Annotated in this window: 25 protein-coding genes; 13 read left to right on the top strand and 12 right to left on the bottom strand. The window is 59.3% G+C overall.

Annotated features, from left to right (window positions below):
- Positions 1-48 precede the first annotated feature (48 nt).
- The 3 genes from OKC40_RS03865 to OKC40_RS03855 all read left to right on the top strand — a co-directional run bounded on the left by OKC40_RS03865 (position 49) and on the right by OKC40_RS03855 (position 1,399).
- Positions 49-381 carry a YnfA family protein gene (locus OKC40_RS03865; RefSeq protein WP_042063251.1) on the top strand — a complete coding sequence of 111 codons (333 nt, stop codon included), beginning with the start codon at positions 49-51 and terminating at the stop codon, positions 379-381.
- A 52-nt stretch (positions 382-433) separates the two neighbouring features.
- A complete protein-coding gene (locus OKC40_RS03860) occupies positions 434-874 on the top strand; it encodes an acetyltransferase (RefSeq protein ID WP_270794148.1) in 441 nt (146 codons plus the stop codon).
- Between the two features lie 114 nt (positions 875-988).
- Positions 989-1,399, top strand: coding sequence for a GNAT family N-acetyltransferase (locus OKC40_RS03855; RefSeq protein WP_182937604.1), 411 nt, complete (start codon positions 989-991; stop codon positions 1,397-1,399).
- Between the two features lie 177 nt (positions 1,400-1,576).
- Here the strand turns inward: OKC40_RS03855 and OKC40_RS03850 are convergent, their stop codons facing one another.
- The 3 genes from OKC40_RS03850 to OKC40_RS03840 all read right to left on the bottom strand — a co-directional run bounded on the left by OKC40_RS03850 (position 1,577) and on the right by OKC40_RS03840 (position 3,655).
- Positions 1,577-1,897: a DUF4377 domain-containing protein gene (locus OKC40_RS03850; RefSeq protein WP_182937603.1), complete on the bottom strand. Its 321-nt coding sequence runs from the start codon at positions 1,895-1,897 to the stop codon at positions 1,577-1,579.
- 93 nt (positions 1,898-1,990) lie between these two features.
- Positions 1,991-3,277, bottom strand: coding sequence for a citrate synthase (locus tag OKC40_RS03845; protein WP_042059419.1), 1,287 nt, complete (start codon positions 3,275-3,277; stop codon positions 1,991-1,993).
- 177 nt (positions 3,278-3,454) lie between these two features.
- Positions 3,455-3,655, bottom strand: coding sequence for a hypothetical protein (locus OKC40_RS03840; protein ID WP_124929313.1), 201 nt, complete (start codon positions 3,653-3,655; stop codon positions 3,455-3,457).
- Positions 3,656-3,719: 64 nt separating this feature from the next.
- Between OKC40_RS03840 and sdhC the strand changes: the two genes are divergently transcribed.
- The 9 genes from sdhC to OKC40_RS03795 all read left to right on the top strand — a co-directional run bounded on the left by sdhC (position 3,720) and on the right by OKC40_RS03795 (position 14,435).
- Complete coding sequence (gene sdhC / locus OKC40_RS03835; protein WP_182937602.1) at positions 3,720-4,097, top strand: succinate dehydrogenase cytochrome b556 subunit; 378 nt, start codon at positions 3,720-3,722, stop codon at positions 4,095-4,097.
- The gene (sdhD, locus tag OKC40_RS03830; protein WP_005333558.1) at positions 4,091-4,435 is read left to right on the top strand and encodes a succinate dehydrogenase, hydrophobic membrane anchor protein; all 345 of its coding nucleotides are present in this window, start codon (positions 4,091-4,093) and stop codon (positions 4,433-4,435) included. Before sdhC ends, sdhD begins: the two co-directional genes overlap by 7 nt.
- A gap of 1 nt (position 4,436) precedes the next feature.
- Positions 4,437-6,203: a succinate dehydrogenase flavoprotein subunit gene (sdhA, locus tag OKC40_RS03825; RefSeq protein WP_042059423.1), complete on the top strand. Its 1,767-nt coding sequence runs from the start codon at positions 4,437-4,439 to the stop codon at positions 6,201-6,203.
- Positions 6,204-6,219: 16 nt separating this feature from the next.
- Positions 6,220-6,936: a succinate dehydrogenase iron-sulfur subunit gene (locus OKC40_RS03820; protein WP_005333549.1), complete on the top strand. Its 717-nt coding sequence runs from the start codon at positions 6,220-6,222 to the stop codon at positions 6,934-6,936.
- 115 nt (positions 6,937-7,051) lie between these two features.
- A complete protein-coding gene (sucA, locus tag OKC40_RS03815) occupies positions 7,052-9,859 on the top strand; it encodes a 2-oxoglutarate dehydrogenase E1 component (RefSeq protein WP_270693918.1) in 2,808 nt (935 codons plus the stop codon).
- Between the two features lie 35 nt (positions 9,860-9,894).
- On the top strand, positions 9,895-11,085 hold the full coding sequence (gene odhB / locus OKC40_RS03810; RefSeq protein WP_270693919.1) for a 2-oxoglutarate dehydrogenase complex dihydrolipoyllysine-residue succinyltransferase: 1,191 nt from the start codon (positions 9,895-9,897) through the stop codon (positions 11,083-11,085).
- Positions 11,086-11,260: 175 nt separating this feature from the next.
- Positions 11,261-12,427: an ADP-forming succinate--CoA ligase subunit beta gene (sucC, locus tag OKC40_RS03805; RefSeq protein WP_042059430.1), complete on the top strand. Its 1,167-nt coding sequence runs from the start codon at positions 11,261-11,263 to the stop codon at positions 12,425-12,427.
- A complete protein-coding gene (sucD, locus tag OKC40_RS03800; RefSeq protein WP_005333542.1) occupies positions 12,427-13,299 on the top strand; it encodes a succinate--CoA ligase subunit alpha in 873 nt (290 codons plus the stop codon). The genes sucC and sucD overlap by 1 nt, the downstream gene beginning before the upstream one ends.
- 200 nt (positions 13,300-13,499) lie before the next feature.
- Positions 13,500-14,435, top strand: coding sequence for a 5'-nucleotidase (locus OKC40_RS03795; RefSeq protein ID WP_270794145.1), 936 nt, complete (start codon positions 13,500-13,502; stop codon positions 14,433-14,435).
- A gap of 364 nt (positions 14,436-14,799) precedes the next feature.
- Here the strand turns inward: OKC40_RS03795 and OKC40_RS03790 are convergent, their stop codons facing one another.
- Positions 14,800-16,740, bottom strand: a complete 1,941-nt coding sequence (locus tag OKC40_RS03790; protein ID WP_270794143.1) for an amidohydrolase — start codon at positions 16,738-16,740, stop codon at positions 14,800-14,802.
- A gap of 217 nt (positions 16,741-16,957) precedes the next feature.
- Here OKC40_RS03790 and OKC40_RS03785 point away from each other — a divergent pair, with 217 nt between their 5' ends.
- The gene (locus tag OKC40_RS03785) at positions 16,958-17,653 is read left to right on the top strand and encodes a TetR/AcrR family transcriptional regulator (RefSeq protein ID WP_232093544.1); all 696 of its coding nucleotides are present in this window, start codon (positions 16,958-16,960) and stop codon (positions 17,651-17,653) included.
- Between the two features lie 40 nt (positions 17,654-17,693).
- Here the strand turns inward: OKC40_RS03785 and OKC40_RS03780 are convergent, their stop codons facing one another.
- From OKC40_RS03780 to nrfB, 8 genes are all read right to left on the bottom strand, one after another.
- Complete coding sequence (locus OKC40_RS03780) at positions 17,694-18,146, bottom strand: NUDIX hydrolase (RefSeq protein ID WP_182937597.1); 453 nt, start codon at positions 18,144-18,146, stop codon at positions 17,694-17,696.
- Positions 18,147-18,200: 54 nt separating this feature from the next.
- Positions 18,201-18,830, bottom strand: a complete 630-nt coding sequence (locus OKC40_RS03775; protein WP_040069159.1) for a DUF2268 domain-containing putative Zn-dependent protease — start codon at positions 18,828-18,830, stop codon at positions 18,201-18,203.
- Positions 18,831-18,921: 91 nt separating this feature from the next.
- The gene (gene nrfF, locus OKC40_RS03770; protein ID WP_270794140.1) at positions 18,922-20,127 is read right to left on the bottom strand and encodes a heme lyase NrfEFG subunit NrfF; all 1,206 of its coding nucleotides are present in this window, start codon (positions 20,125-20,127) and stop codon (positions 18,922-18,924) included.
- Positions 20,124-20,726 carry a DsbE family thiol:disulfide interchange protein gene (locus OKC40_RS03765; protein ID WP_270794138.1) on the bottom strand — a complete coding sequence of 201 codons (603 nt, stop codon included), beginning with the start codon at positions 20,724-20,726 and terminating at the stop codon, positions 20,124-20,126. Before OKC40_RS03765 ends, nrfF begins: the two co-directional genes overlap by 4 nt.
- Positions 20,723-22,684 carry a heme lyase NrfEFG subunit NrfE gene (gene nrfE / locus OKC40_RS03760; RefSeq protein ID WP_270794136.1) on the bottom strand — a complete coding sequence of 654 codons (1,962 nt, stop codon included), beginning with the start codon at positions 22,682-22,684 and terminating at the stop codon, positions 20,723-20,725. The genes OKC40_RS03765 and nrfE overlap by 4 nt, the downstream gene beginning before the upstream one ends.
- A 316-nt stretch (positions 22,685-23,000) precedes the next feature.
- On the bottom strand, positions 23,001-23,954 hold the full coding sequence (gene nrfD / locus OKC40_RS03755; RefSeq protein WP_270794134.1) for a cytochrome c nitrite reductase subunit NrfD: 954 nt from the start codon (positions 23,952-23,954) through the stop codon (positions 23,001-23,003).
- 87 nt (positions 23,955-24,041) lie between these two features.
- Positions 24,042-24,734, bottom strand: a complete 693-nt coding sequence (gene nrfC, locus OKC40_RS03750) for a cytochrome c nitrite reductase Fe-S protein (protein WP_270794132.1) — start codon at positions 24,732-24,734, stop codon at positions 24,042-24,044.
- A complete protein-coding gene (nrfB, locus tag OKC40_RS03745; RefSeq protein ID WP_270794130.1) occupies positions 24,731-25,330 on the bottom strand; it encodes a cytochrome c nitrite reductase pentaheme subunit in 600 nt (199 codons plus the stop codon). The genes nrfC and nrfB overlap by 4 nt, the downstream gene beginning before the upstream one ends.
- Between the last annotated feature and the right edge of the window lie 45 nt (positions 25,331-25,375).

Here is a 25,375-nt window from a genome sequence, read left to right as displayed (position 1 = left end):
AGTGGCTTGCTTTAGTATTCCCCATTTTTCAGGGGGCACAGGCCGCTCATGCTTGAGTTAAAAACGATAGCCTTGTTTCTGATTACGGCTTTTTTCGAGATCCTTGGCTGTTATTTGCCATATCTCTGGTTGACTCAGGGTCGCAGCATCTGGTTACTGATCCCCGCAGGATTGAGTCTCATGCTGTTTGCCTGGCTACTATCGTTGCATCCTACCGCTGCAGGGCGTGTCTATGCGGCATATGGCGGTGTGTATATCTTCGTCGCCATCTTCTGGCTTTGGTTAGTGGATGGTATTCGGCCGAGTATGTGGGATCTTGTTGGTTCGTTCATTGCGCTGATTGGAATGGCCATAATCATGTTCGCTCCTCGTCATGGGTAACGAATGCGAACAACGCTGAAGGTTAGTCATTTTAAAAAGTGGATAAACAACCATGCGGATTGCACACGCAAACGAGGAAGATTATCAAACCCTCATTGAGCTATGGGAGGCCTCGGTGCAGGCAACCCACCACTTCCTGCCAGAGGCCGAGATCCTGGCTCTCAGACCCCTTATTCTGGAGCACTACTTCGATGCGGTGACACTGCACTGTGCCCGCACAGAAGAGGGGCTCATTGCGGGTTTTAGCGGCGTGCTCGAGGACAAGCTGGAGATGCTGTTTGTGGCCCCCGAGGCGCGGGGCTACGGCGTCGGCCGCCAGCTGGTGGAACATGCCATCGGCCAGTGCGGTGCGACGCTGGTTGACGTCAACGAGCAGAACGAACAGGCGGTGGGCTTCTATCTGACGATGGGATTCACCGTGACGGGTCGCTCGCCGCTGGATGGTCAGGGCAAGCCCTATCCGCTGCTGCATATGGTGCTGGCACCGAGCTGATCGCTCCTGTTGAGTTGCAGGATCCATATAACGAGCGGGGAATAGCCGTGAATGTCCTCGTTCGTGTCTGTGCTGACACCGTGTGGATATCGTCGGTCTGGATGGAGAGAAGGGATGGAGATGATCAGAACGTGCAGAGTGACTGACTTGGCCGGGTTGCTGGTGCTCTACGGGGAGCTGCGACCCGATGATCCTCCGCTGGCAGCCGACATGGCTATCGCGACCCTTGAGTCACTGCTGAACGATCCCCGCATTCGGCTTATTGTTGCCGAGGTGGATGGTCAGCTGGCGGCGACCTGTCAGCTGGGGATCGTTCCGACGCTGACCAACGAGGGGCGGCCATTTGGCATCATAGAGCACGTGATCACCGCCAAGCGGTTTCGCCGTCGTGGTTTGAGTCAGCGGGTGTTGGAGAAGGCGTTGGCCCTCGCCTGGGAGCAGAGGTGCTACAAGGTGATGCTGCTATCGGGGGAGGGGCGCGAGGCTGCCCATCGGCTTTACGAGAAGCTGGGATTCAAGGCCTGAATCGAGCGGGGATTCGTGATCAAACGGCCGCAGGAAAATAGCGTATGCCCGGATGTGTGATACTGGGTGCGGGTGAATTAGAAAAAACGGGAGGTCGTAAGGCCTCCCGTTTTTTACAGACGAGATGCGCGGGTTGCCACCCTGCGCGGGGATGCGTTCCTGAAAGAGAGACTGCGATTAACGGGCGGCGACTTTATAGACCACTTTGATCAGCTGATAGCGCAGAGAGGACGCATCGGCCGGCACATCGGTGAGCTGCTCCTTGCTGACGCTGAGCTGGTAGCGGTAGCCCGGCTCGAACTGGAAGCCTTCAATATTCTGGTAGAACAGCGTCCAGGGCTGCTGCTCATCGCTGCGAACCTGCATGCACTGCATCGGACCGACCCCGACGCAATCGACCAGCTGGCTGTTGATATAGAGGGTCTCCCCCTGTGACGGGGCGGGGGCGCTCTGGCAGGCGGTCAGCAGCAAGGCGGCGCTGATAAACAGTGGTTTCATGATGGACTCCTTCAACGCGAAAGGGGGCATTAGAGCGGCAAACAAAAAGGCGGTCAATGACCGCCTTTGTAACAAACCATATCAGCGCAGTGGTTAGCGCTGCTCGAGCGGAGTGAACTCGCGCAGCGGGTGGCCCACGTAGAGCTGGCGTGGACGACCGATCTTGCTGTCAGGATCTGAGTGGAACTCGTTCCAGTGGGCAATCCAGCCGATGGTGCGGGAGATGGCGAAGATCACGGTGAACATGCTCATCGGGATGCCGATCGCCTTCATGATGATGCCGGAGTAGAAGTCCACGTTCGGGTAGAGTTTCTTCTCGACGAAGTAGGGGTCGGAGAGCGCAATGCGCTCCAGCTCCATGGCGACGTCCAGCAGCGGATCCTTGATCTGCAGCTCGGTCAGTACTTCGTGGCAGGTTTCGCGCATCACGGTGGCACGGGGGTCGTGGTTCTTGTAGACACGGTGACCGAAGCCCATCAGGCGGAACGGATCATTCTTGTCCTTGGCCTTGGCGATGTACTCGGGGATGCGATCCACCGAACCGATCTCTTCCAGCATGCGCAGGCAGGCTTCGTTGGCACCACCGTGGGCCGGTCCCCACAGGGAGGCGATCCCGGCGGCGATACAGGCGAACGGGTTGGCACCGGAGGAGCCAGCCAGACGCACGGTGGAGGTGGAGGCGTTCTGCTCGTGATCTGCATGGAGGGTGAAGATACGATCCATGGCGCGTTCAACGATGGGGTTGACCTTGTACTCTTCGGTCGGCACGCCAAACATCATGTGCAGGAAGTTGCCTGCATAGGAGAGGGCGTTACGCGGCTGCATGAACGGTTGGCCGATGGAGTACTTGTAACACATGGCGGCCAGGGTCGGCATCTTGGAGAGCAGACGGAAGGCACAGATCTCGCGATGCTGCTCGTTGTTGATGTCGAGGGCATCGTGATAGAAGGCGGAGAGGGCGCTGACCACACCGCACATGATGGCCATGGGGTGGGAGTCACGACGGAAGCCGCGGAAGAAGAAGGCTATCTGCTCGTGCACCATGGTGTGGCGGGTGACCAGACGTTCGAATTCGGCATATTGCGCCTTGGTGGGCGCCTCGCCGTACAGCAGGATATAGCAGACTTCCAGATAGGTGGCCTGGGTAGCAAGCTGGGCGATAGGGTAACCCCGGTGCAGCAAGACACCCAGATCCCCGTCAATGTAGGTAATGGCAGATTTGCAAGAACCGGTGGCCATGAAACCGGGGTCAAAGGTGAAATACCCCTGTGATCCCAATTTTCTGACATCGATGACATCCGGGCCGATGGTGCCGGAGAGGATCGGCAGTTCGACCGGATCTTTTCCGGGCAGGTGTAGGGTGGCTATCTTATCAGCCATAGCACGTCTCCTTTGCTCTTTATAATTTGGTTCCAGTCCTACTCTATTACGACTTTTATGACGCTGGCAAAGGTTGTTACCCATACCGAGGTGGCTGGAGCGCCTTATTTGAAACAGAGTTCCTTATCAATGTCAATTTTGCTGAAACCCCATTAATGGCATTAATGAAATGTTAAATTAAATATGCGATCGAGTTTGCGGTTTTGTGTTTTCTTTGTAGCTAATTGATTGTCTTCGGTTAAGGCCGCCGATATACTGCGCCACGTGGGTCATGGCTGCGGGTGTTTGAAACGCTTTGGCAAAGCCTGATGTGAAACCGAAAACTCGCGTTTTGGCTTTTTCAGAGTGTTTTGGTAACAAAAAACCAACAATCACCATTCCGTGCCCTCAAGTGTGAGTTAAAACAATAACTAACGTGCTCAATGGAGCTGAGTGGGCAAGCGTGAAAAACAAACAGAGACCGGTCAACCTCGACCTACAGACGATCAGCTTTCCTGTCACTGCCATTGCATCCATCCTGCACCGTGTTTCAGGGGTCATTACCTTTGTTGCACTGGGCATCTTGCTGTGGATGCTTGGTACTTCACTCGCCTCTCCCGAAGGGTTTACAACCGTGGTTGCCATCATGGACAACTTCCTGGTCAAACTCGTGCTGTGGGGGATCCTGACTGCGCTGGCATACCACATTGTGGGCGGCTTGCGTCATCTGGTCATGGATATGGGCTATTGGGAAGAGCTGGAATCCGGTAATCAGAGCGCCCGCGTGGCCTTCGTGATCACCGCGATCCTGGCTGTATTGGCGGGAGTGCTTGTATGGTAACCAATTCTGCAACCTTCGGGCGCAGCGGCGTTCACGATTACATCCTGATCCGCGCCACCGCCCTCATCATGACCTGTTATGTCCTCTATCTGGTGGGCTTTGTCGCGTTCAACGACATCACCTACGAGGTGTGGGCAGGCTTCTTCGCCAAAACCTTCACCAAGGTATTCACCCTGTTGACCCTGCTCTGCGTACTGATCCACGCCTGGATTGGTCTGTGGCAGGTGCTGACTGACTATATCAAGCCGGTAGGGCTGCGCGGGGCGCTGCAATTTGCCCTGGTCGTGGTGCTGTTTGTCTATCTGATGACGGGTTTCGTCGTGCTGTGGGGTGTGTAAGGTGACTATTCCAACTCGTGAATTTGATGCGGTGGTGATTGGTGCCGGTGGTGCCGGTATGCGCGCCGCGCTGCAGATTGCCCAGTCCGGCAAGAGCTGCGCTCTGTTGTCCAAGGTTTTTCCAACCCGTTCTCACACGGTGTCCGCCCAGGGCGGGATCACGGTTGCGCTGGGCAATGCCCACGACGACAACTGGCAGTGGCACATGTATGACACGGTAAAAGGCTCCGATTACATCGGTGATCAGGAAGCCATCGAGTACATGTGCAAGACCGGCCCCGAGGCCATCTATGAGCTTGAGAACATGGGGCTGCCCTTCTCCCGTTTCGACAACGGTTCTGTCTACCAGCGTCCGTTTGGTGGTCAGTCCAAGAATTTCGGTGGCGAGCAGGCGGCTCGTACCGCAGCGGCGGCCGACCGTACCGGTCATGCCCTGCTGCACACCCTCTATCAACAGAACGTCAAGAACAAGACCACCGTCTTCTCCGAGTGGTATGCGCTGGATCTGGTGAAAAACCAGGACGGTCACATCGTTGGCTGTACCGCCATCGATATGGAGAGTGGCGAAGTGGTCTACTTCAAGGCTAAGGCCACCGTGCTGGCCACCGGCGGTGCCGGTCGTATCTACCAGTCCACCACCAATGCCCACATCAACACCGGTGACGGTGTCGGCATGGCGCTGCGTGCCGGGGTAGGGGTGCAGGACATGGAGTTCTGGCAGTTCCACCCGACCGGCATCGCCGGTGCCGGGGTGCTGGTGACCGAAGGCTGCCGCGGTGAAGGCGGCTATCTGCTCAATAAAGATGGCGAGCGCTTCATGGAGCGTTACGCCCCCAACGCCAAGGACTTGGCCGGTCGCGACGTGGTGGCTCGCTCCATCATGATCGAGATCCGCGAAGGTCGCGGCTGCGACGGTCCCTGGGGCCCGCACATCAAGCTCAAGCTGGATCACCTCGGCAAAGAGGTGCTGGAATCCCGTCTGCCGGGTATCTGCGAACTTTCTCGCACCTTCGCCCACGTGGATCCGGTCAAAGAGCCTATTCCGATCATCCCGACCTGTCACTACATGATGGGCGGCGTGCCGACCAACGTGAATGGCCAGTGTCTGGCGCAAGACAAGGATGGCAACGACGTGCCGGTGGTCGGCCTGTTTGCGGTGGGCGAAATTGCCTGCGTCTCCGTACACGGTGCCAACCGTCTGGGTGGCAACTCGCTGCTGGATCTGGTGGTGTTTGGCCGCGCTGCCGGCATGCATCTGGTCAATACCCTGGGCGAGATGGATCACGGTCGCGATGCCTCCGAATCCGATATCGATGCCGCCATGGCGCGCTTCAACCGCTGGGAAAATTGCCGTGACGGCGAAGACCCGGTGCAGATCCGCAAAGACCTGCAGCGTTGCATGCAGAACAACTTCTCGGTGTTCCGCGAAGGGGATGCCATGGCAGAAGGGCTGGCCGAGCTGAAACTCATCCGCGAGCGCCTCAAGCATGCCCGTCTGGACGACACCTCCAAAGAGTTCAACACCCAGCGCATCGAGTGTCTGGAGCTGGACAACCTGATGGAGACGGCGTTTGCCACGGCGGTTGCCGCCAACTTCCGTACCGAGAGTCGCGGTGCTCACAGCCGCTTTGACTTCCCGGAGCGTGACGACGAGAGCTGGCTGTGTCACAGCCTCTATCACCCGGACACCGAGTCCATGACCCGTCGCGCTGTCAACATGTCACCCAAGACCCGTGAGGCGTTCCCGCCCAAGGTCCGGACTTACTGATTGCGGAGCCAGCCCTATGAACGTCACATTCTCTGTCTACAGATACAATCCGGATGTTGATAACGTCCCCCATATGAAGGAATATCGTCTTGATATTCCTGAAGGTTCCGACATGATGGTGCTCGACGCACTGATCCAGTTGAAAGAGCTGGATCCCACGCTCGCCTTCCGCCGCTCTTGCCGCGAAGGGGTCTGTGGATCAGACGGTCTCAACATGAATGGCAAGAACGGTCTTGCCTGTATCACCCCGCTCTCCGATCTGCTGAAGAAGGGCAATAACGTCGTTATCCGCCCCTTGCCTGGCCTGCCGGTGATCCGCGATCTGGTGATCGACATGACCCAGTTCTACACCCAGTGGGAGAAGGTCAAACCCTTCCTCATCAACGATGACAAGTTGCCGCCGGTGCGTGAGCACCTGCAATCCCCCGAAGAGCGCGCCAAGCTTGACGGCCTGTACGAGTGCATTCTCTGTGCCTGCTGCTCCACTTCGTGCCCCTCCTTCTGGTGGAACCCCGACAAGTTCATCGGTCCGGCCGGGCTGCTCGCCGCCTACCGCTGGCTGGCTGACAGCCGCGACACCGCGACCACCGAACGACTGGGGAATCTGGACGACGCATTCAGCGTGTTCCGCTGCCATGGCATCATGAACTGCGTGAACGTCTGTCCGAAAGGCTTGAACCCGACCAAGGCGATTGGCCAGATCAAGTCGATGTTGCTCAATCGGGCTGTTTAGTATCAGGGCCGGCCCCGCGCTGGCCCGACTTCTGGATAGCCATCCCACCCGTGGCAGGATGGCTATTTGACCCCTACAAGCTGCGCAGCAGTAACAAGAAGTACAAGGGATAGAAATGCATAACGGCGTGATGAAGGCCTGGTTGGAGTCATCTCACCTGGCTGGTGCGAATGCAAGCTATATCGAGGATTTGTACGAATCCTTCCTGGAAAATCCTGACTCCGTGTCCGACGAGTGGCGCAGCCTGTTTAGCGAGCTGCCCCAGGTCAATGGCCATGCGGTTGAACAACCTCACTCCCAGGTCCGCGATTATTTCCGTCGTCTGGCCAAGGATCCCTCTCGCTACAGTGCCCCCGTCTCCGATCCGCAAGTGGATGCCAAGCAGGTGCGGGTATTGCAGCTGATCAACGCCTTCCGTTTCCGTGGTCACCAGAATGCCAATCTGGACCCGCTGGGCCTGTGGCAGCGTGAAACCGTTGCCGAACTGGATCCTGCGTTCCACAACCTGCAGGGCGCAGACATGGAGGCCACCTTCAATGTGGGCTCCTACGCCATCGGTCGCGAGACCATGGTGCTCTCCGATCTCTACGCCTCGCTGAAAAAGACCTACTGCAGCAGCATAGGTGCCGACTACATGCACCTCACCTCCACGGAGGAGAAGCGCTGGCTGCAACAGCGTCTCGAATCCATTGAAGGGAAGGGAAGCTACACCCTCGAAGAGAAGACCCGTTTCCTCGAGAGCCTGACCGCCGCCGAAGGGCTGGAGAAATATCTGGGCGCCAAGTTCCCGGGAGCCAAGCGCTTCTCGCTGGAAGGTGGCGACGCCATGATCCCCATGCTCAAGGAGCTGATCCGTCGCGCCGGTGAGCAGGGCTGCAAAGAGGCAGTCATCGGCATGGCCCACCGCGGCCGCCTCAACGTGCTGATCAACGTGCTCGGTAAACGGGCGCAGGACCTGTTCGACGAGTTTGCCGGCAAGCATGGCGAATCCTGGGGTACCGGTGATGTGAAGTACCACATGGGCTTCTCCTCCGATTTCGCGACCCCGGGTGGCAACGTCCACCTGGCGCTGGCGTTCAACCCCTCTCACCTCGAAATCGTCAACCCGGTAGTCATCGGCTCGGTCCGTGCCCGGATGGATCGTCGCGGTGACAAGGATGGCTCCAGCGTGCTGCCCATCACCATTCACGGTGACTCGGCCATGTCCGGTCAGGGCGTGGTGGCCGAGACCTTCAACATGTCCCAGACCCGTGCCTATGGCGTCGGCGGGACGGTGCGCATCGTCATCAACAACCAGGTCGGTTTCACCACCTCTTACCATCGTGATCTGCGCTCCACCGAATATTGCACCGACATCGCCAAGGCGGTACAGGCGCCGGTGCTGCACGTCAACGGGGATGATCCGGAAGCCGTGGTGCTGGTGACCCAGATTGCGCTGGATTACCGCAACACCTTCAAACGCGACGTGGTGATCGAGCTGGTCTGCTACCGTCGTCACGGCCACAACGAAGCGGACGAGCCGAGTGCGACCCAGCCGCTGATGTACCAGAAGATCAAACAGCACCCGACCCCGCGCAAGATCTACGCCGATCAGCTGGTGGCCGAGGGTAGCCTTGCTCAGGAGCGGGCGACCGAACTGGTCAACGAGTATCGCGAAGCGCTGGATCGCGGCGAGCGGGTGAGCAAGGAGTGGCGCCCGATGGAGCTGCACTCCGTCGACTGGACCCCTTATCTGGGCCACGACTGGAACATGGCCTATGAGAGTGCTGTGCCGATGGATCACCTCAAGAGCCTCGGCGAGCGGGTAAGCCAGTATCCGGCCACCCATGTGCTGCAGCGTCAGGTCGAGAAGATTTACGAAGACCGCCGGCTGATGGCCGCGGGCGAGAAGCTGGTGGATTGGGGCTTTGCCGAGACCCTGGCCTACGCCACCCTGGTGGACAAGGGTTCCCGCATCCGCTTTACCGGTGAAGACTCCGGCCGTGGCACCTTCTTCCACCGCCACGCCGTGCTGCACAGCCAGACCGATGCCAGCACTTATACCCCGCTGTGCAACCTGCACGACGAGCAGGGGCCGTTCGAGGTGTACGACTCGGTGCTGACCGAGAACGCGGTACTGGCCTTTGAATATGGCTACGCCAGCGCCGAGCCGGCTGGCCTCACCATCTGGGAAGCCCAGTTCGGCGACTTCGCCAACTGTGCCCAGGTGGTGGTGGATCAGTTCCTCTCCTCCGGTGAGCAGAAGTGGGGCCGGATGTGCGGCCTGACCATGCTGCTGCCGCACGGTTACGAGGGGCAGGGGCCGGAGCACTCCTCCGCCCGTCTGGAGCGTTATCTGCAGATGTGCGCCCAGCACAACATGCAGGTGTGCGTGCCCTCTACCCCGGCGCAGGTGTTCCATATGCTGCGTCGTCAGGTGGTGCGCCCGATGCGCCGTCCGCTCATCGTGATGACGCCCAAATCCCTGCTGCGCCACCCGCTGGCGGTGAGCAAGCTCGAAGAGCTGGCTGACGGCACCTTCCAGAACGCCATCGGCGAGATCGATGCGCTGGATCCGAAAGCGGTCAAGCGCGTGGTGTTCTGCTCCGGCAAGGTCTACTACGACCTGCTCGATGCCCGTCGCAAGGCCGAGCAGCACGATGTGGCACTGGTGCGGATCGAGCAGCTCTACCCCTTCCCGGAAGAGGAAGTGCGCGCCATTCTGGCCAACTACAGCCACGTCACCGATTTTGTCTGGTGTCAGGAAGAGCCGCAGAACCAGGGCGCCTGGTACTGCACCCGTCACCACTACGATGGCGTGCTGCCAGCCGGAGCCACCCTGCGTTATGCCGGTCGCCCCGCGTCAGCCTCACCGGCCGTCGGTTACATGTCTGTCCACGCCAAGCAGCAAAAAGCCTTGGTGGAAGATGCCCTTACCCTGTAAAGCCTCTGGCATAGAAGTAAAAAGGAACTGATTGGATGACTATCGAAATCAAGGTACCGGATCTGCCGGAATCAGTGGCCGATGCCACTATCGCCACCTGGCACAAGAAACCGGGCGATCTGGTCGCCCGTGACGAAGTGCTGGTCGACATCGAGACCGACAAGGTGGTGCTGGAAGTACCGGCACCGCAAGCCGGTGTGCTGGGGGATATTCTGCAAGGGGAAGGGGCGACCGTGTTGTCCCGTCAACTGATTGCCATCCTCACCGCCGCCCCGGTGGCCGGTGAAGAGACCAAAGAAAAACCGGCTGACGCGGTGGCCGATGATGGCGCCGATGGCCTGAGCCCCTCGGTGCGCCGCCTGATTGGCGAGCACGACATCGACGTGGCCAAGCTGACTGGCACCGGCAAGGGCGGTCGCATCACCAAGGATGATGTGGAAGCCTTCATCAAGGCCAAGAGCCAGCCTGCGGCTGCCGCACCGGTCGTCGCTGCCGCGCCTGTGGCCAAGGTTGCCCCACTGGGTGGTCGCACTGACAAGCGGGTGCCGATGACCCGTCTGCGCAAGCGCATTGCCGAGCGTCTGCTGGAAGCGAAAAACACCACCGCCATGCTGACCACCTTCAACGAGGTCAACATGAAGCCCATCATGGATCTGCGCAAGCAGTACGGCGAGATCTTCGAGAAGAAGCACGGCATCAAGCTCGGCTTTATGTCCTTCTACGTGAAGGCGGTGGTCGAATCCCTCAAGCGCTATCCGGAAGTGAACGCGGCGCTCGATGGTGATGACGTGGTTTACCACAACTACTTCGACGTCAGCATCGCCGTCTCCACCCCCCGTGGTCTGGTGACGCCGGTGCTGCGCGACTGCGACAACATGAGCCTGGCGGACATCGAGAAGGCCATCAAGGATCTGGCGGGCAAGGGCCGTGACGGCAAGCTGACCGTGGATGAACTGACTGGCGGCAACTTCACCATCACCAACGGTGGCGTGTTCGGCTCCCTGATGTCCACTCCGATCATCAACCCGCCCCAGAGCGCCATTCTGGGGATGCACAAGATCCAGGATCGCCCGATGGCCGTTGCTGGCAAGGTCGAGATCTTGCCGATGATGTACCTGGCACTCTCCTACGATCACCGGATCATCGATGGACGCGAATCGGTAGGCTTCCTGGTCTCCGTCAAGGAGCTGCTGGAAGACCCGACCCGTCTGTTGCTGGACGTCTAAGCCTGTAGCACGCAGGCAAGGGGTTTGCGCCTCGAGCCGGTGTGTTGCCGGGCGTTTAAGCACTGTAATACCCGAGCGATTGAAAGATAACGAGGGGCCGCCCAGGCCCCCATTCACAGGGGATTGAGAAACACCAGCCCCGGACGGAAATACCTACAACACGGATAGAGCATCTATGAATCTGCATGAATATCAGGCAAAACAGCTGTTTGCCGAGTATGGCCTGCCGGTCTCCGAAGGTTATGCCTGCGCTACCCCACAAGAAGCGGCCGAAGCGGCTGACAAGATTGGCGGCAATATCTGGGTCGTCAAATGCCAGGTACACGCCGGTGGTCGTGGTAAAGCGGGCGGCGTGAAAGTGGCCAAGAGCAAGGATGAGATCCGTGCCTTCGCCCAGAACTGGCTTGGCAAAAATCTGGTGACCTACCAGACCGACGCCAACGGCCAGCCGGTCACCAAGATCCTGGTGGAATCTTGCACCGACATCGCCAAAGAGCTCTACCTGGGCGCCGTGGTGGATCGTGGCTCACGCCGCGTGGTCTTCATGGCCTCTACCGAAGGTGGCGTGGATATCGAGAAGATTGCCCACGAAACCCCTCATCTGATCCACAAAGCGGCCATCGATCCGCTGGTGGGTCCGCAGGCTTACCAGGCCCGCGAACTGGCCTTCAAACTGGGTCTGGTCGGCGATCAGATCAAACAGTTCACCAAGATCTTCTTGGGGCTGGGCCAGATGTTCCTGGATTGCGATTTCGCACTGCTGGAGATCAACCCGCTGGTGATCACCAAGCAGGGCAACCTGCACTGCCTCGATGGCAAGATCAACATCGACGCCAACGCCCTCTATCGTCAGCCCAAGCTGCGCGAGATGCATGACCCGTCACAGGATGACCCCCGCGAAGCGCACGCCGCCCAGTGGGAGCTGAACTATGTGGCCCTCGATGGCAACATCGGCTGCATGGTCAACGGCGCGGGTCTGGCCATGGGCACCATGGACATCGTCAACCTGCACGGCGGCAAACCGGCCAACTTCCTTGACGTTGGCGGTGGCGCCACCAAGGAGCGCGTGACCGAAGCGTTCAAGATCATCCTCTCCGACAGCAACGTCAAAGCGGTGCTGGTCAACATCTTCGGCGGCATCGTGCGCTGCGACATGATCGCGGAAGGCATTATCGGTGCGGTCAAAGAAGTGGGGGTCAAGGTGCCCGTCGTGGTCCGTCTGGAAGGCAACAACGCCGAGCTGGGTGGTATCAAGCTGGCCGAGAGCGGCCTCAACATCATTGCGGCCAAGAGTCTGACCGATGCCGCGCAGCAAGTCGTCAAAGCAGCGGAGGCCAACTGATGAGCGTACTGATCAACAAGGACACCCGAGTCATCTGCCAGGGCTTTACCGGCGGTCAGGGTACTTTCCACTCCGAGCAGGCGCTTTCCTACGGCACCCAGCTGGTCGGCGGCGTCTCCCCGGGCAAGGGCGGCACCACCCATCTGGGCCTGCCGGTGTTCAACACCGTTCGTGACGCGGTCGAAGCGACCGGCGCCACTGCCTCCGTCATCTATGTTCCGGCACCGTTCTGCAAGGACGCGATCCTGGAAGCGATCGACGCGGGCATCAAGCTGATCGTCACCATCACCGAAGGCATCCCGACCCTGGATATGCTGGATGTCAAAGTGAAGCTGCAAGAGACCGGCGTGCGGATGATCGGCCCCAACTGCCCGGGTGTGATCACTCCGGGTGAGTGCAAGATCGGCATCATGCCGGGCCACATTCACAAGCCGGGCAAGGTGGGCATCGTCTCCCGCTCCGGCACCCTGACCTACGAAGCGGTCAAACAGACCACTGACGAGGGCTTTGGCCAGTCCACCTGCGTCGGTATCGGTGGCGACCCCATTCCGGGCTCCAACTTTATCGACATTCTGGAGATGTTCCAGAACGACCCGCAGACTGAAGCGATCGTGATGATCGGCGAGATCGGCGGCAACGCCGAAGAAGACGCGGCCGCCTATATCAAGGCCCACGTCACCAAGCCGGTGGTCTCTTATATCGCCGGTGTTACTGCCCCTCCCGGCAAGCGGATGGGCCACGCTGGCGCCATCATCTCCGGTGGCAAGGGTACCGCCGCCGAGAAGTTTGCCGCGCTGGAAGATGCTGGCGTGAAAACCGTCCGGTCGCTTGCCGATATCGGTAAGGCCCTGCGCGAAGTGACCGGCTGGTAATTCCTGTTAGCCCGTTATCTCTAATAAAAAGCCGCCCAATGGGCGGCTTTTTTATGGTCTGGTTCGTAATTTATCACTCATATCAGAATACGCGTCTCTATTCGAACCTACAGTTCTATAACTTGATTTAAATCAAGCGTCAATGCAATGTGAATGTATTAAATATGGATTTTAACTATTGATAAAAAGGAAGGTGCACCGTGGCATACGATTTAACAAAAAGATTGGTTGTTGGCTTGTCTTCTAGCGCGTTGTTTGACCTTGAGGAGTCAGATAATATATTCAGAACAGAAGGTGAAGAGTCTTATAGAGAATATCAGAGGAAAATGCAAGATGAACCATTGAGTAGAGGTGTTGCATTTCCATTTATTCGTCGCTTACTTAAGCTAAATACATTATTTCCACAAGATCCGTTGGTAGAAGTAATATTGCTTTCACGAAATGATTCTGATACTGGACTCCGAGTTATGAACTCAATTGAACATTATGGGCTAGGTATTACGAGAGCTGTATTTCTACAAGGTAAGTCACCTTATATATATATTCCTGAGTTTGATATCGAATTGTTTTTATCAGCCAATTATCAAGATGTTAGACAAGCAGTTCTTGCCGGATACCCTGCAGGCCAAATTCTGAGTGGTGATATCAAAGATGATACTGAAGACCTAGAGCTTCGAATAGCTTTCGACTTTGATGGCGTTATTGCAGATGATGAGGCGGAGGGCGTTTATAAAAGTTCAGGGCAGTTAGCTGATTTTCACTCTCACGAGTCTGAGCTGGTTGATGTCCCACATAACCCTGGTCCACTGAAAAATTTTCTGCAGCGTATTTCGGACATACAAAAACTTGAGGCTGACAAGAAAAAAGAGGATTCAAGTTATTTGCCGATGCTTAAAGTATCAATTGTGACAGCAAGAAATGCACCTTCTCACAAGCGAGTCATAAATACTATGCGCTCTTGGGGTATTTCTGTAAATGAGGCATTTTTTATGGGAGGGGTGGAAAAGTCAAAAGTATTGAATATATTACGGCCACACATATTTTTTGATGATCAAAAGTTACATTTACAATCGTCTTCTATTTTACCATCGGTACATATTCCTTTTGGCGTCGCAAATAAAGATTTGGTACTTTAATAAAGCGATTTTGTTCGAATAGAGACGAATATTCGGATGATCGGGGCGTTAGTATGCTGCAGTCATTACCTGCGGCCAGAATCGAATAGCCCAAGATTGTTACGCTGCTGCAACCACGTTGGCTAACCAGTGTCTAACTGGTGAATCAGTTCTGCCGCTGTTTGGGACAACCAGAACGCGGGTTAACCCAAGGCCATTGACCTTTGCGGCAGTTTTTCTCGCTATCAGCTCTGGCTATCACGCCACGCCTATACAAATGCCGACCCGGAGGTCGGCATTTCGCTGTTACAAGGCACTGTGCTGGCGGCATATACGCTTAGAGCCCTGCTGCCTAGATCCTCACACTCGCCATATCGCCTGAACCCTATTGGCTAAAGACTGTCTGCCCGCGAAAGACGGTGCGGGTGACTTTGGTATCGGCGATCTGCTCCGGTGTGCCGCTGGCGACCAGCTGGTAGAGATCCCGGTCGAGCACGATAAAGTCAGCCGACTTGCCCGCTTCGATGGAGCCGCTGACGGCCTGCTGACGCACCGCGCGGGCGCCGTTGATGGTGTAGGCATCCAGCATCTGGTCGAGGGTGATGCGCTGGCTCGCCCGAAAGTCATCGCCGCTTTGGGGCGCATGGTTGACCCCGGCGGCCATATTGACGAAGGGGCGCGGATCGCGGCTGTCGACCGGCGCATCGCTACCGGCCACCAGAATGGCCCCCGCCTTGCGTGAGCTGGCCACCGGGTAGAGCGCCTGCTTGAGATACCCCTTGGGATCGTACATCGCCTCATGCAGGTGCTGTCCCTTGCTGGTCGGCTGGATAAAGGGGGTGACCAGCATGTCGTATTCGGGCTGCGGGTTGGTCCAGGCGTAGGTGAAGGTGAGGTAGAGGCCAAGCTGGCCGAGTCGCTGCTGATCGTCCGGATGCACCACCTGCAGATGGGCGAGGGTATGGGGGATGCCGTGATCGCCGTTGCTGGCGCGGGCCGCCTCCAGCGCATCGAGGGCCATGCGGGTAGTGCGATCGCCGATGCTGTGCATATGGATGCCAAAACCCGCCTTGTCGAGTTCCCCTACGTAGCGGGTGAGATCGGCGGCGCGGTAGTTGACCAGCCCATTGCTGCCGGCATCCTCGCTGTTGGCGGTGATGGTGACCTGCTCGCCTGCCTGATCCATGGCGAGGTGGGGGGTCTGGTAGTTGGCCAGCATACCGGCGTTGGGCAGGAAGGGGGGCGTGCTGAAGGGATCCCCTTCCAGTACCCCGTCGAGGAAGATCTTGACCGCATCGGCCTTGATCAGGGGATCGCTGGCGAACTGGTCGCGCACCCGGTTCGCCTTGGCCAGATGGCCGCCGATATCGAGCTTGCCGCTGTAGTCATCCTCGTGAAAACAGGTGGCGGCGGTGACCCGCATATTGAGCAGCCCCTTATCTTCCATCTCCCGCAGGCGATCGCGGATAAAGTCGGTGGCACAGGCATCCTGAATACTGGTGATGCCGCGCGAGGCCATCAGGGTCGAGACGGCGGGCAGGATCTGGCGATACTGGCTCGCCGCCTGCTCGTCATGGGCGCTGAGCAGGCCGCTGTCGGGGGAGGGAATGGCGCTGCGGGCCCCTTCGCGAATGACGCCGCTATTGAGATCCACATAGGGTTTGAAGGGGGCAAAGAGGCCGCCCGGTGCCAGGGTGGCGGCGGTGAAGCCCGCCGGTTTGCCGCTCTGGTCGGTCGCCTGCGCCAATGCTCGCGAGTTGTAGGCGCTGGCGTGGCCATCGACCCCAGCCAGCACCACCGGATTGTCGGGCGCTGCGGCATCGAGGGCTGCCAGCACGGTTTTATACGCGGCGGTGGGAGTGTTGCCCTCGTAGGGGGACCACTGGTTGATCACCAGCCAGTCGCCTGCCTTGGGGGCGTAGCGGGGCAGGCAGCTCTTCACCTTGGCCGCCAGCTCGCCGAGATTGACCGGCTTGCCGTCGAGATCGCACATATCGAGCGCCACCGTGCCAAACAGGTGGATATGGTTGTCGTGCAGCCCCGGCAGCACCATCTTGCCCTGCAGATCGACCACTTGGGTGTCGGGCGTTCTGAGTGCCTCGGCCCCTTGCCGGTTGCCGACATAGAGGAACTGGTCGCCGCTCACCACCATGGCCTCAGCCACCTGACGCTGGCCATCCTGGGTGTGGATCTTGCCGTTGAGGTAGAGGGTGCGCGTGGCGGTGGGCGGTTGCGTCTGTTGGCAGCCCGCCAGTGTGGCGGCCAGCAGCGGCGTGAGCAGCAAAAATGAGCGAGAGAAAGAACGATGTGATGCCTTGCAATCCATGCAGTGATCTCCTTGAGGGGCGGGTTTTGTGCAGTTTTTACTGCACATTGTGCGATCTCTTTATGGTTGCTTGGTCAAAAAATGCCAGCAATCGCTGCAAATATTTAACGTTTTGTTTACCATGTCACATCAATCGGTGGCGAGTGAGGCGCAGATCACGCTTGTTGATGCACACACAAGTCAAGTTGCCGATGGGCCAACAAATCAGGGAGAAGGTATGTCAGAGGAGTCTGTGACAGAGGGGCCGTTACCCCGGGCGTTTGCCATGCGCCGTCAACCCAAACAGCAGCGCAGCCAGGCGGTGGCCAGCCGTATCGAGGAGGCGACCCTGAGCCTGTTGCAGGAGCAGGGTTTTACTGCTCTCAATACCAACGCCATCGCCGATCGGGCGGGGGTGGGGATCAAGTCGCTCTACCACCTCTATCCCAACAAGGAGGCGATCATCTGCCGCCTTGCCATGGGGTGGCTGGCGGCGGTCTGCGAGGCGCAACAACAGATCCGTATCGAGGCAACGAGTTGGCCGCAGGCGCTGGTGCTGCTGGATGAGGCGCTGGAGGAACTGGATCGCCGCTTTGTCGGCTATGGCGCCTTGTGGCACGCCATGGATCTCATCCCCGATCTTCAAATTGTCGAGCAGCAACATGAGCGGGGACAGGTGCTGTTCTGGTCAGCCTTGCTGCGTGATTTTGGCTGCCGCTGGCCCGAGCCGGAGCTCACGACTCTGGTGCGCTATTTCTATCGCACTGCCGATGTCACCAAGCAGTGTACCAAGGCAGACGGCGAGGTGGGCCAGCGGATGTGGTTGCTGCATCGTCGCTGGAGCGAGCAGTTGATCGCCGCCGCCATTGCCGAGCTTGACCCCGAACGGGTGTGGCAGGCAATGCCTGCGCTGCTGGTTGGGACCAACGAGTAATACCGCAAGCATCCACCATGCCGCGCAGCTCCGGCATGCGTCAGCCGAGCGCGACCCGCATCAGGGGAGAGGGGGCATTGTCGACAAAATGGTGCCAGATATGGTCGTAGAGCGCCTGCTGGCCGGGAAAACTCACCAGCGCCTTGGCCTCGGCCAGGGAACACCAGCGGTATTCGGTGTGCTCGTCGTTGAGGGTCACCGCCTGATTGGGCGGGCAATAGACTACAAAGACCGGCACCACCTCCACCGTATTCAAGGTGGCATCGTAAAACTGCTCCAGATACTGGCCGTTGTAGAGTTCGGTGACCCTGATCCCCGTCTCTTCGCCAAACTCCCGAATAATGGTCTGCCAGCCGGTCTCACCCGCCTCCACCGTGCCCGCCACATGGCACCAGAAGCCCCCCTTGACCCGTTTCATCACCAGCAATTTTGTTTCGCCATCGACAGTGGTAAGGGCAACGCCGGAGACGGCCTTGCAGCGAATGGGGATCATGATCTTCTCTCCGGGTTTGGGCTCTGTGATAGCCACGAACAGTGTGACAGTGTGTTAATTGAAATACGCTTCGGCGGGTAGGCCCATGACCTCTATTTCATTTAGGCCGCTCTTGGCCAGATAGTTGGCCACCAGATTGAACCCCACCCAGTAACCGGCATATTTGGGAAATGGCCGGTTATCACGGCAGTAGAAAAAGTCTAAATAGTTGAACTGCTTGCTGGATAGATGGGGTGTCATCTCTGCCAGGAGCGATTGCCAGTCATGGTGATGAGACTCCTTGAACAGCGAGGGGAGTGTGCCACCATTGAACCGCTGCTCAAAGTAGCAGGCCAGCCCTTCAAAAATCAGGTTTTCGGCCAGTGTTTCTGCTTCCACCTTATTCTTCTTTTGCACGATATGGTGGACTTCGTGAGCCAGCACGGCAGGCAATTCGGTGATGATCACCTCTTTGATATCAGGCCGTTCCAGATCAAGCTGGAGTTCTATTCGATACATGTTGATGGCCCAGCCACCGATACCCGAGTCGGGAGCATCCCCCTCGGCAAAAGGGCTGAAGGTGACATCCAGTTGGGAGAGATCGAACAAGGCATTCAATTTGTGCGCCGTCTCGGCAAAAACGTGCCTAATGGTGTCATCGAGTCCATCGAATTTACCCGAGTCGTTTAACAGGGTGAGTTGCATCCAGACATCCTTGTCTATTGAAAGAGAGTGCTGAGCCACTTGCGTGGTCGCGGCGCCATATCACCACGATTACCCTCCTTCAATCAAGGGGTTACCCGCCCATTATGCTTGCCGTCTGGATCGCCTCAATCAGCGCGGCCCGGTTGATGCGAGGGCGCTCGCCATCGAGCAGTTGCTGCCACAGGGCAATGGCCTGACTGTAGCGACCATGCAGGAAGTGATCGGAGGCGAGCAGCATCAGGGCGCTCACTTCCCCCGCGTCCTGCTTGAGGGCACTCTCCAGCAGGCGGGTTGCCTCGGGAGTCAGCTGCTGGCCCGCCTGATAGTAGAGCACGGTGGCTTGGGCGGCTTGAGTCGCCGCGCTGGCGCCCCCCTCCAGCAGAGCGAGACGTTGGTAGGCGAGCAGGGCGTTGTCATATTCACCCCGATAGAGATAGAGCTGGCCGAGCGCCGCCCAGCTGTCGAGATCGGCAGGATTGCGCTGAAGTTTCTGATGCAGACTCCCCAGCTCCTTGTCCTGCAGATCCCGCGGGCTCAACCCCGCCAGCGGATCGGGACGGGATGCATAATTCTGCCATGCCTGATAACGGCCGCTGCCGAGATACACAGCGGCAACGGCTACGCATGCCATGATGCCAAGCAGCAACAAGGTCCGCCCGTGCCGGTTATTGCGGCTGCGATTGTCATGCTGGTTGGCCAGTTGCGCGCGCAGGGCCAGCTCAGCCGCCGGGATGGCGCTGGCCAGGCGGGCGGCGCTCAGCTCCATGTAGAGTGGCTGGTCTGGGGAGAGGCCCACTTGTTCTCCACGCATGATCAACAGATTCAATTCGCTGCGCGGATCGGCCGCGGGTTGATGGATTGACTCATCGATTGCCTTAACGACAGGGATGGGTTGCGCCTTTGTGCGTGTCAGGCGGCGAAACAGGATCAACAGCGCCAGCCCCAACAGCAGCAGGGGACCGCCCCACAGCAGCGCCGTGCTGGCCTTTAAGGGGGGATCGTAGCGGACGAAATCGCCGAAGCGCTCCGTCATGCGGGCGATCACCTGCTCATCGCTCTGTCCCTCGTCCACCCAGCGGTAGACCTCTAGCCTCAGATCCCGGGCGATGGGGGAGTTGGACTCCACCAGATTCTGGTTCTGGCACTGGGGGCAGCGCAGGGCGCGGGCCAGCTCTTGCGCCCGATTTTGCAGCTCGGGGTGGCGAAACTGATAGGTATCGACTCCGCTGGAATATGCAGTGGTACTCAGCAGCATGCCGAGGGCCAGCAGGGTGCAGGCAAGAGAGCGGCACATCATGGCTGTGTCTCCCGAGCTGATGTTGCAATAGATGGCGCAATTGCGTGTGCCGTTGCAGCGGCCTTCATTTGCGCGTCAGTTCGCGCCTGGTCGAGCAGGGGGGCAAACTGACGTTGCCAGATCCCTTTGGTAAGCTCGCCGGTATGGCGGGCGAGCAGGGCACCATCGGCATCAAACAGATAGGTTTCCGGCGTGCCGTAGACGCCGAGCTCAAGGGCCAGTTTGCCGTCAGGGTCGGCCAGCACAGCGCGATAGGGGTTGCCCGCCTGGATAAGCCAGGCGCGGGCCGCATCCCCCTTGTCCCGGTAGTTGAGACCGTAGAGGGGCACTGTGCCCGCGAGCTCGCTGAGCAACGGATGCTCGGCGCGGCAGTTGGCGCACCAGCTGGCCCAGACGTTAAGCACAAAGGGCTCCCCCTTGAGGCTGGGGGTCTGGATCGGACGCCCATCCAGCAGATTGTCGCTCTGCCACACAGGCAGGGTGCGCCCGAGCGTCGCCTCATCCTGGCTGTAGGGATTGTTGCCAAGGCCGAGCCAGAGCAGGGCGCCGAGGCCCAGGGTCAGCAGCAGTGGAACAAAGAGGCGCAGGCGGGATCTCATAACGCCTCCTGTTCGAGCTGGTGATGGGAGGTGCCAACCGCAACGGAACGAGAGGCTAGCAAAGGGCGACGGGCGAGCAGACGCAGGGTGCCGCCCGCCATCATCAACAGGCCGCCGAGCCAGATCCAGCGCACCAGCGGCTTGTAGTGCAGCCGCATGGCATAGGCATCTGGCCCCATCTTCTCACCCAGCACCACGTAGAGATCGCCAAACAGTCCCCACGCAATGCCCGGTTCGTTCATGTTCATGGTGCGAACGCTGTAGTGGCGCCGCTCCGGCGTCAGCCGCGCCACCTCTTTACCGTTCTTGTGCACGCTGAGAGTGATGCGTTCGGCAGTGTAGTTGGGGCCGATGATCGGCTCGCGCCCCTCATAGCGAAACTCGAAGGCGCCGAGCTGGTAGGGCTGGCCTGCGGCGAGCACGGCGCCCCCTTCCTGACTGTGGTGGCTCACTTGGGCAATGCCGAGGGCGCACACCGCCACCCCGAGGTGGGCCAGCAAGCTGCCGAGCCGATTGAGGGTCAGCTCGCGCAGCGACGTCGGTTGCAAGAGCGGGAGCAACAGGCTGGCCATCAGCCAGAGGCTCAGCACGTTGGCCGCAAGCCCCAGCCAGCTTGCCCGCAGCGGCTCGGGATAGGCGAGGCTCAGCAAGGCGCCCCCCAGCAGGCCGAGCAGGCATGGGAGCAGCACCTTGATGCGGCGCTGGGCTGCCAGATGCTGCCAGCACAGGCGCGGCAGTTGGGTCATCAGCGCCATCAGGCAGAGGGCCAGCGGCACGAAGATGGTATTGAAATAGGGGGCACCCACCGAGAGCGAGCCCAGATGGAGCGACTGGAACACCATGGGGTAGAAGGTGCCGAGCAGCACGCTGGCGCAGGCCACGCAGAGCAGCAGGATGGCGGCGCCGAGCAGCCCCTCTTTTGACAGCAAGCCAAAGCGGGCATAGGGGGCGCGAATGTCTGCGCGCAGGGCAAACAGGGTGAGGGCGCAGGTCAATAGCAAACCGAGCAGCAACAAGAGGGTGAGGCCGCGGCTGGGGTCCACCGCAAAGGCGTGTACCGAGGTGAGTACCCCGGAGCGCACCACGAAGGTGCCGAGCAGGCTCAAGGCGAAGGTGAAGATGGAGAGCAACAGCACAGCGTGACCATAGGCGCCGCGCTTCTCGCAGACAATCAGGGCGTGCAGCAGAGCGGTGCCGAGCAGCCAGGGCAAGAGGGAGGCGTTTTCTACCGGATCCCAGAACCACCAGCCACCCCAGCCGAGCTCGTAATAGGCCCACCAGGAACCCAGCACGATGCCGGCGGTGAGAAACACCCAGGAGCTGAGTGCCCAGGGGCGGCTCCAGTGGGCCACGGCGCCATCCAGTCTGCCCGAGTGCAGCGCCGCCATGGCGAAGGCGAAGTTGACCGCAAAGCCGACGTAACCGAGATAGAGCAGGGGCGGGTGGATGATAAGGCCGATATCCTGCAGCATGGGGTTGAGATCGCGCCCCTCCAGTGGTCCCGGAAACTGGCGGTCAAACGGGCTGGAGAAGATCAGGGTATAGAGGCCGAACAGCCCAACGATCAGCCCCATGATGGCCAATACCCGGGCTGTGATCAGCGGATCGACCCGCCTGGAGCAAAGGGCCACCAGCGCGCCCCACAGGGACAGTGCAAAGACGAAAAAGAGCATGGAGCCCTCGTGGCCGCCCCACACGGCCGCCAGCTTGAAGCCAAGGGGCAGTGCGCTGTTGGCGTGCTGGGCCACATAGCTGACGGTGAAATCATCCTGGGCAAAGCAGCTGGCGAGCAGCAGCAGGGCGGCCAGCAGCAGGATGGCATTGATCAGCGCCAGCGGCGTGGCGCTGCGCAGCAGAGTTGGGGAGGCGAGCCGGAATCCCAGCCAGGGCAGCAGCCCTTGCAGCAGGGCGAGCCCGGTCGCCAGCAACAGTGAGAGATAGCCGAGCTCCGCCAGCACACAACCTCCAGTCAATCTTTGATGTCATTCATGTCATGGCACACACGTAGCGTCGTCTTGCTTTGGCGGGGAATATTGCCAAGCAACGGGTGTGGCATCACCAGAAATTCATTGGGCCAGCAACAAACTAGCGCCAGTCACCCGAGGGTGGCTGGTGCTTATCCCCAGCTTTCAATAACCGGTTCACGATCCGTCGTGAGAGGTCGTCAGCAAGGTAAAGAGCAGCGCAGGAACCGGAGTGTATGTGAATACATGAGGATTCCGAGCAGCACATGAGCCTTGATCACGGCCTTGCAACAGGAGCGTGAACCGGTTTTTAAACTACCGTCATCTGGCCGGCGTAGAGCACGAAGTAGCGCAGCAGCAAGATCCCCACCAGGGTCAGGCTGCAGACCAGCACCAGATGGTTGTTTCGTTCCCGCAGGGGCGCCGGGGTCAGCAGAGCCAGCAGTTGGGGCAGTAGCATGCCGATCCCCACCACCCCGACCCAGAACACCTGAGCCCAGAAGCCGCTGCCGATGGCGGCCCACATGGCCACCTCTTTCTGACCGCCACCGAAGTAGAGGCCGGTAAAGAAGCAGACCAGCAGCAACACCTCCACCGCCAGCACCGGCCGCTCGAAGCGATGCACAAAGCTCACCCCCTGGCTATGATGGTTCTCCTTGAAGAGCGTCACCGCCAGCAAGATGGTGGAGGCGATACCTGAGCTGATGCCCGAGACCAGAAACAGCACCGGCAGCACCGGGTTGTTCAACAGCGGATAGGTCTTGAGCGCCGAGAGCAGAAAGCCTGTGTAGGCCCCCAGCAGTACGGCGAGCAGCAACAACAGCGGCGCCAGCAGCCGCTCGATGCGGGCGAGCCAGCCAATCAGCCCATCCACAAAGGCGAACTTCTCTTTCAGCAACCGGTGGCGCAGGGTCTCGATCTCTGCCCGAAACACCACCGCCAGCCAGACGAACAGCACCGCCATATAGAGCTGAAACAGCATGACCCCCATCGACATCACGGAGTCGAACTGGTAGTGGAACATCAGCTTCCAGAAGGTCCAGGGGCGGGCCAGATGGAAGATAAGGATCAGCAGCCCCAATATCACGCTCGCTGGCGCCAGAATGGCGGTTGCCTTGATGATGCCGCTCTCGCTGCCTGCCCCCTTGCGGCGCAGCAGCACCGAGAGGGTGGTGGCCCCGGCGGAGATGCCGAGCAGGAACAGATAGATAGCGATGGGCCAGTCCCAGACAAGTGAAGGGAAGTGAAATGCGTCATGCAACATGATCCATTCCTCCTTCTGTCACAGCAGTAGATGGCGATGGGGCAAATCCCCACACCAGCGAGGGGAAGTGAAATGCCGCTTGTATGGTCATGACGTTATCTCCCCTTTGGGCACGCGGTACATCTTGGGCGAGGTGCCGAGTGCCTGCTTGTAGCGATAGGTGGTCTCTTTCACCAGCCGTTTGGCGATGGGGCTGTCCGGATCATCCAGATTACCGAACACCAGCGCCTTGGTGGGGCAGGACTCCACGCAGGCTGGCTCCTTGCCCGCCGCCAGGTTGGTCTTGCGGCAAAAGTCGCACTTGTCTGCCACTCGGGTGACCGGGTTGATAAAGCGCACCTGATAGGGGCAGGCGGCGAGGCAATACATGCAGCCGACGCAGAGATCCGCGTCGACATCGACGATGCCATCCTCCTTGCGGATATGGGAGGCGCCGGTGGGGCAGACATGCACGCAGGGGGCGTTGTCGCAGTGCTGGCAGGACTTGCGAAAGAAGCGGTACTCGGCGTCGGGAAATTCACCGACCGGGCCTGATCGGATGATCTCGAGGCGCGAGACCCCCTCTGGCACCTGATTCACCTCCCGGCAGGCATCCATGCAGGCGGTGCAGCCGATGCAGGCCGTCTCATCGTGGATCATGCCATAGCGGACCCCGTCGATGGTCTGGCTATGGGCAAGGGGGGTGGCAAGGGAGCGGGTGTTGGCACTAGCAGTCCCCGTCATCATGATAAGGGCCCCTGCGCCCATGCCCGCCATAAAGTCACGGCGAGAGCAGCTCATGATGCCTCCTTGCCGGTAGCCGGTTTGGACTGCTCCTGCCGGGCCTTGCTGGCCTCATGCTGCTTGCTGTGACAGTCGACGCAGAGCTTGATGCGGGATTTTTCCGGGATCCCCACCATGGGCTCCTTGGCCGGATGCAACTGGTGGCAGCTGGTGCAGGTGAGCTTGGTAGCGTGCACATCGTGGGCCCAGAGCGCCTCGCGAAGCTCTTTGGGCTCGTGGCAGCTCATGCAGACCCCGTTCTGCTCGCTGATGGGATAAAGCTTGATGCTCTCTTTATCCTTCAGGCTGTGACTGAAGCGCATCACATCCTTGACCCCTTCCCGGTGCTGGGAGGAGGGCTGGCCGTGGCAGTTGGTGCAGGTCACCGGTTTAAGGTTATTGGGATTGGTCGCCTGACCATGCTTGCCGTGCATTCCCTCGCTCTGCTCCTTGTGACAGTCGGTGCAGGCCTTGTCGGGATTGCGTAAAAATTCCACCTCATGTGTAGCTGGAACAGGGGCTGCTGCCGGCTCGGCCGCCTGACCCTGCAGGCTGGTGAGCAGCATGGCTGCCATCAGCATCAGTCGTAAGAAATCCATCGTTAAATCACCCATAGGAAGCCTCCATCCATTGCGGGCCAGGTTTGGCCGTGCCCGCAG

Source organism: Aeromonas sp. QDB11, assembly GCF_027705265.1.
GTDB lineage: Bacteria > Pseudomonadota > Gammaproteobacteria > Enterobacterales > Aeromonadaceae > Aeromonas > Aeromonas allosaccharophila.
The sequence above is the reverse complement of the archived record's forward strand: the minus strand, read 5'-3'. Positions and strand labels throughout refer to the sequence as shown.

Excerpts from the sequence above, each read along its gene's own strand:
- sucC (WP_042059430.1), top strand. The coding sequence starts at position 11,261 with ATGAATCTGCATGAATATCAGGCAAAACAGCTGTTTGCCGAGTATGGC.
- OKC40_RS03790 (WP_270794143.1), bottom strand. The coding sequence starts at position 16,740 with ATGGATTGCAAGGCATCACATCGTTCTTTCTCTCGCTCATTTTTGCTG.
- OKC40_RS03860 (WP_270794148.1), top strand. The coding sequence starts at position 434 with ATGCGGATTGCACACGCAAACGAGGAAGATTATCAAACCCTCATTGAG.
- nrfF (WP_270794140.1), bottom strand. The coding sequence starts at position 20,127 with ATGATGTGCCGCTCTCTTGCCTGCACCCTGCTGGCCCTCGGCATGCTG.
- OKC40_RS03865 (WP_042063251.1), top strand. The coding sequence starts at position 49 with ATGCTTGAGTTAAAAACGATAGCCTTGTTTCTGATTACGGCTTTTTTC.
- odhB (WP_270693919.1), top strand. The coding sequence starts at position 9,895 with ATGACTATCGAAATCAAGGTACCGGATCTGCCGGAATCAGTGGCCGAT.
- sucD (WP_005333542.1), top strand. The coding sequence starts at position 12,427 with ATGAGCGTACTGATCAACAAGGACACCCGAGTCATCTGCCAGGGCTTT.
- OKC40_RS03820 (WP_005333549.1), top strand. The coding sequence starts at position 6,220 with ATGAACGTCACATTCTCTGTCTACAGATACAATCCGGATGTTGATAAC.
- sdhD (WP_005333558.1), top strand. The coding sequence starts at position 4,091 with ATGGTAACCAATTCTGCAACCTTCGGGCGCAGCGGCGTTCACGATTAC.
- OKC40_RS03840 (WP_124929313.1), bottom strand. The coding sequence starts at position 3,655 with ATGGTGATTGTTGGTTTTTTGTTACCAAAACACTCTGAAAAAGCCAAA.
- sucA (WP_270693918.1), top strand. The coding sequence starts at position 7,052 with ATGCATAACGGCGTGATGAAGGCCTGGTTGGAGTCATCTCACCTGGCT.
- OKC40_RS03850 (WP_182937603.1), bottom strand. The coding sequence starts at position 1,897 with ATGAAACCACTGTTTATCAGCGCCGCCTTGCTGCTGACCGCCTGCCAG.
- OKC40_RS03780 (WP_182937597.1), bottom strand. The coding sequence starts at position 18,146 with ATGATCCCCATTCGCTGCAAGGCCGTCTCCGGCGTTGCCCTTACCACT.
- OKC40_RS03765 (WP_270794138.1), bottom strand. The coding sequence starts at position 20,726 with ATGAGATCCCGCCTGCGCCTCTTTGTTCCACTGCTGCTGACCCTGGGC.
- nrfB (WP_270794130.1), bottom strand. The coding sequence starts at position 25,330 with ATGGGTGATTTAACGATGGATTTCTTACGACTGATGCTGATGGCAGCC.
- OKC40_RS03855 (WP_182937604.1), top strand. The coding sequence starts at position 989 with ATGGAGATGATCAGAACGTGCAGAGTGACTGACTTGGCCGGGTTGCTG.
- OKC40_RS03845 (WP_042059419.1), bottom strand. The coding sequence starts at position 3,277 with ATGGCTGATAAGATAGCCACCCTACACCTGCCCGGAAAAGATCCGGTC.
- OKC40_RS03785 (WP_232093544.1), top strand. The coding sequence starts at position 16,958 with ATGTCAGAGGAGTCTGTGACAGAGGGGCCGTTACCCCGGGCGTTTGCC.
- OKC40_RS03775 (WP_040069159.1), bottom strand. The coding sequence starts at position 18,830 with ATGCAACTCACCCTGTTAAACGACTCGGGTAAATTCGATGGACTCGAT.
- nrfC (WP_270794132.1), bottom strand. The coding sequence starts at position 24,734 with ATGAGCTGCTCTCGCCGTGACTTTATGGCGGGCATGGGCGCAGGGGCC.
- nrfD (WP_270794134.1), bottom strand. The coding sequence starts at position 23,954 with ATGTTGCATGACGCATTTCACTTCCCTTCACTTGTCTGGGACTGGCCC.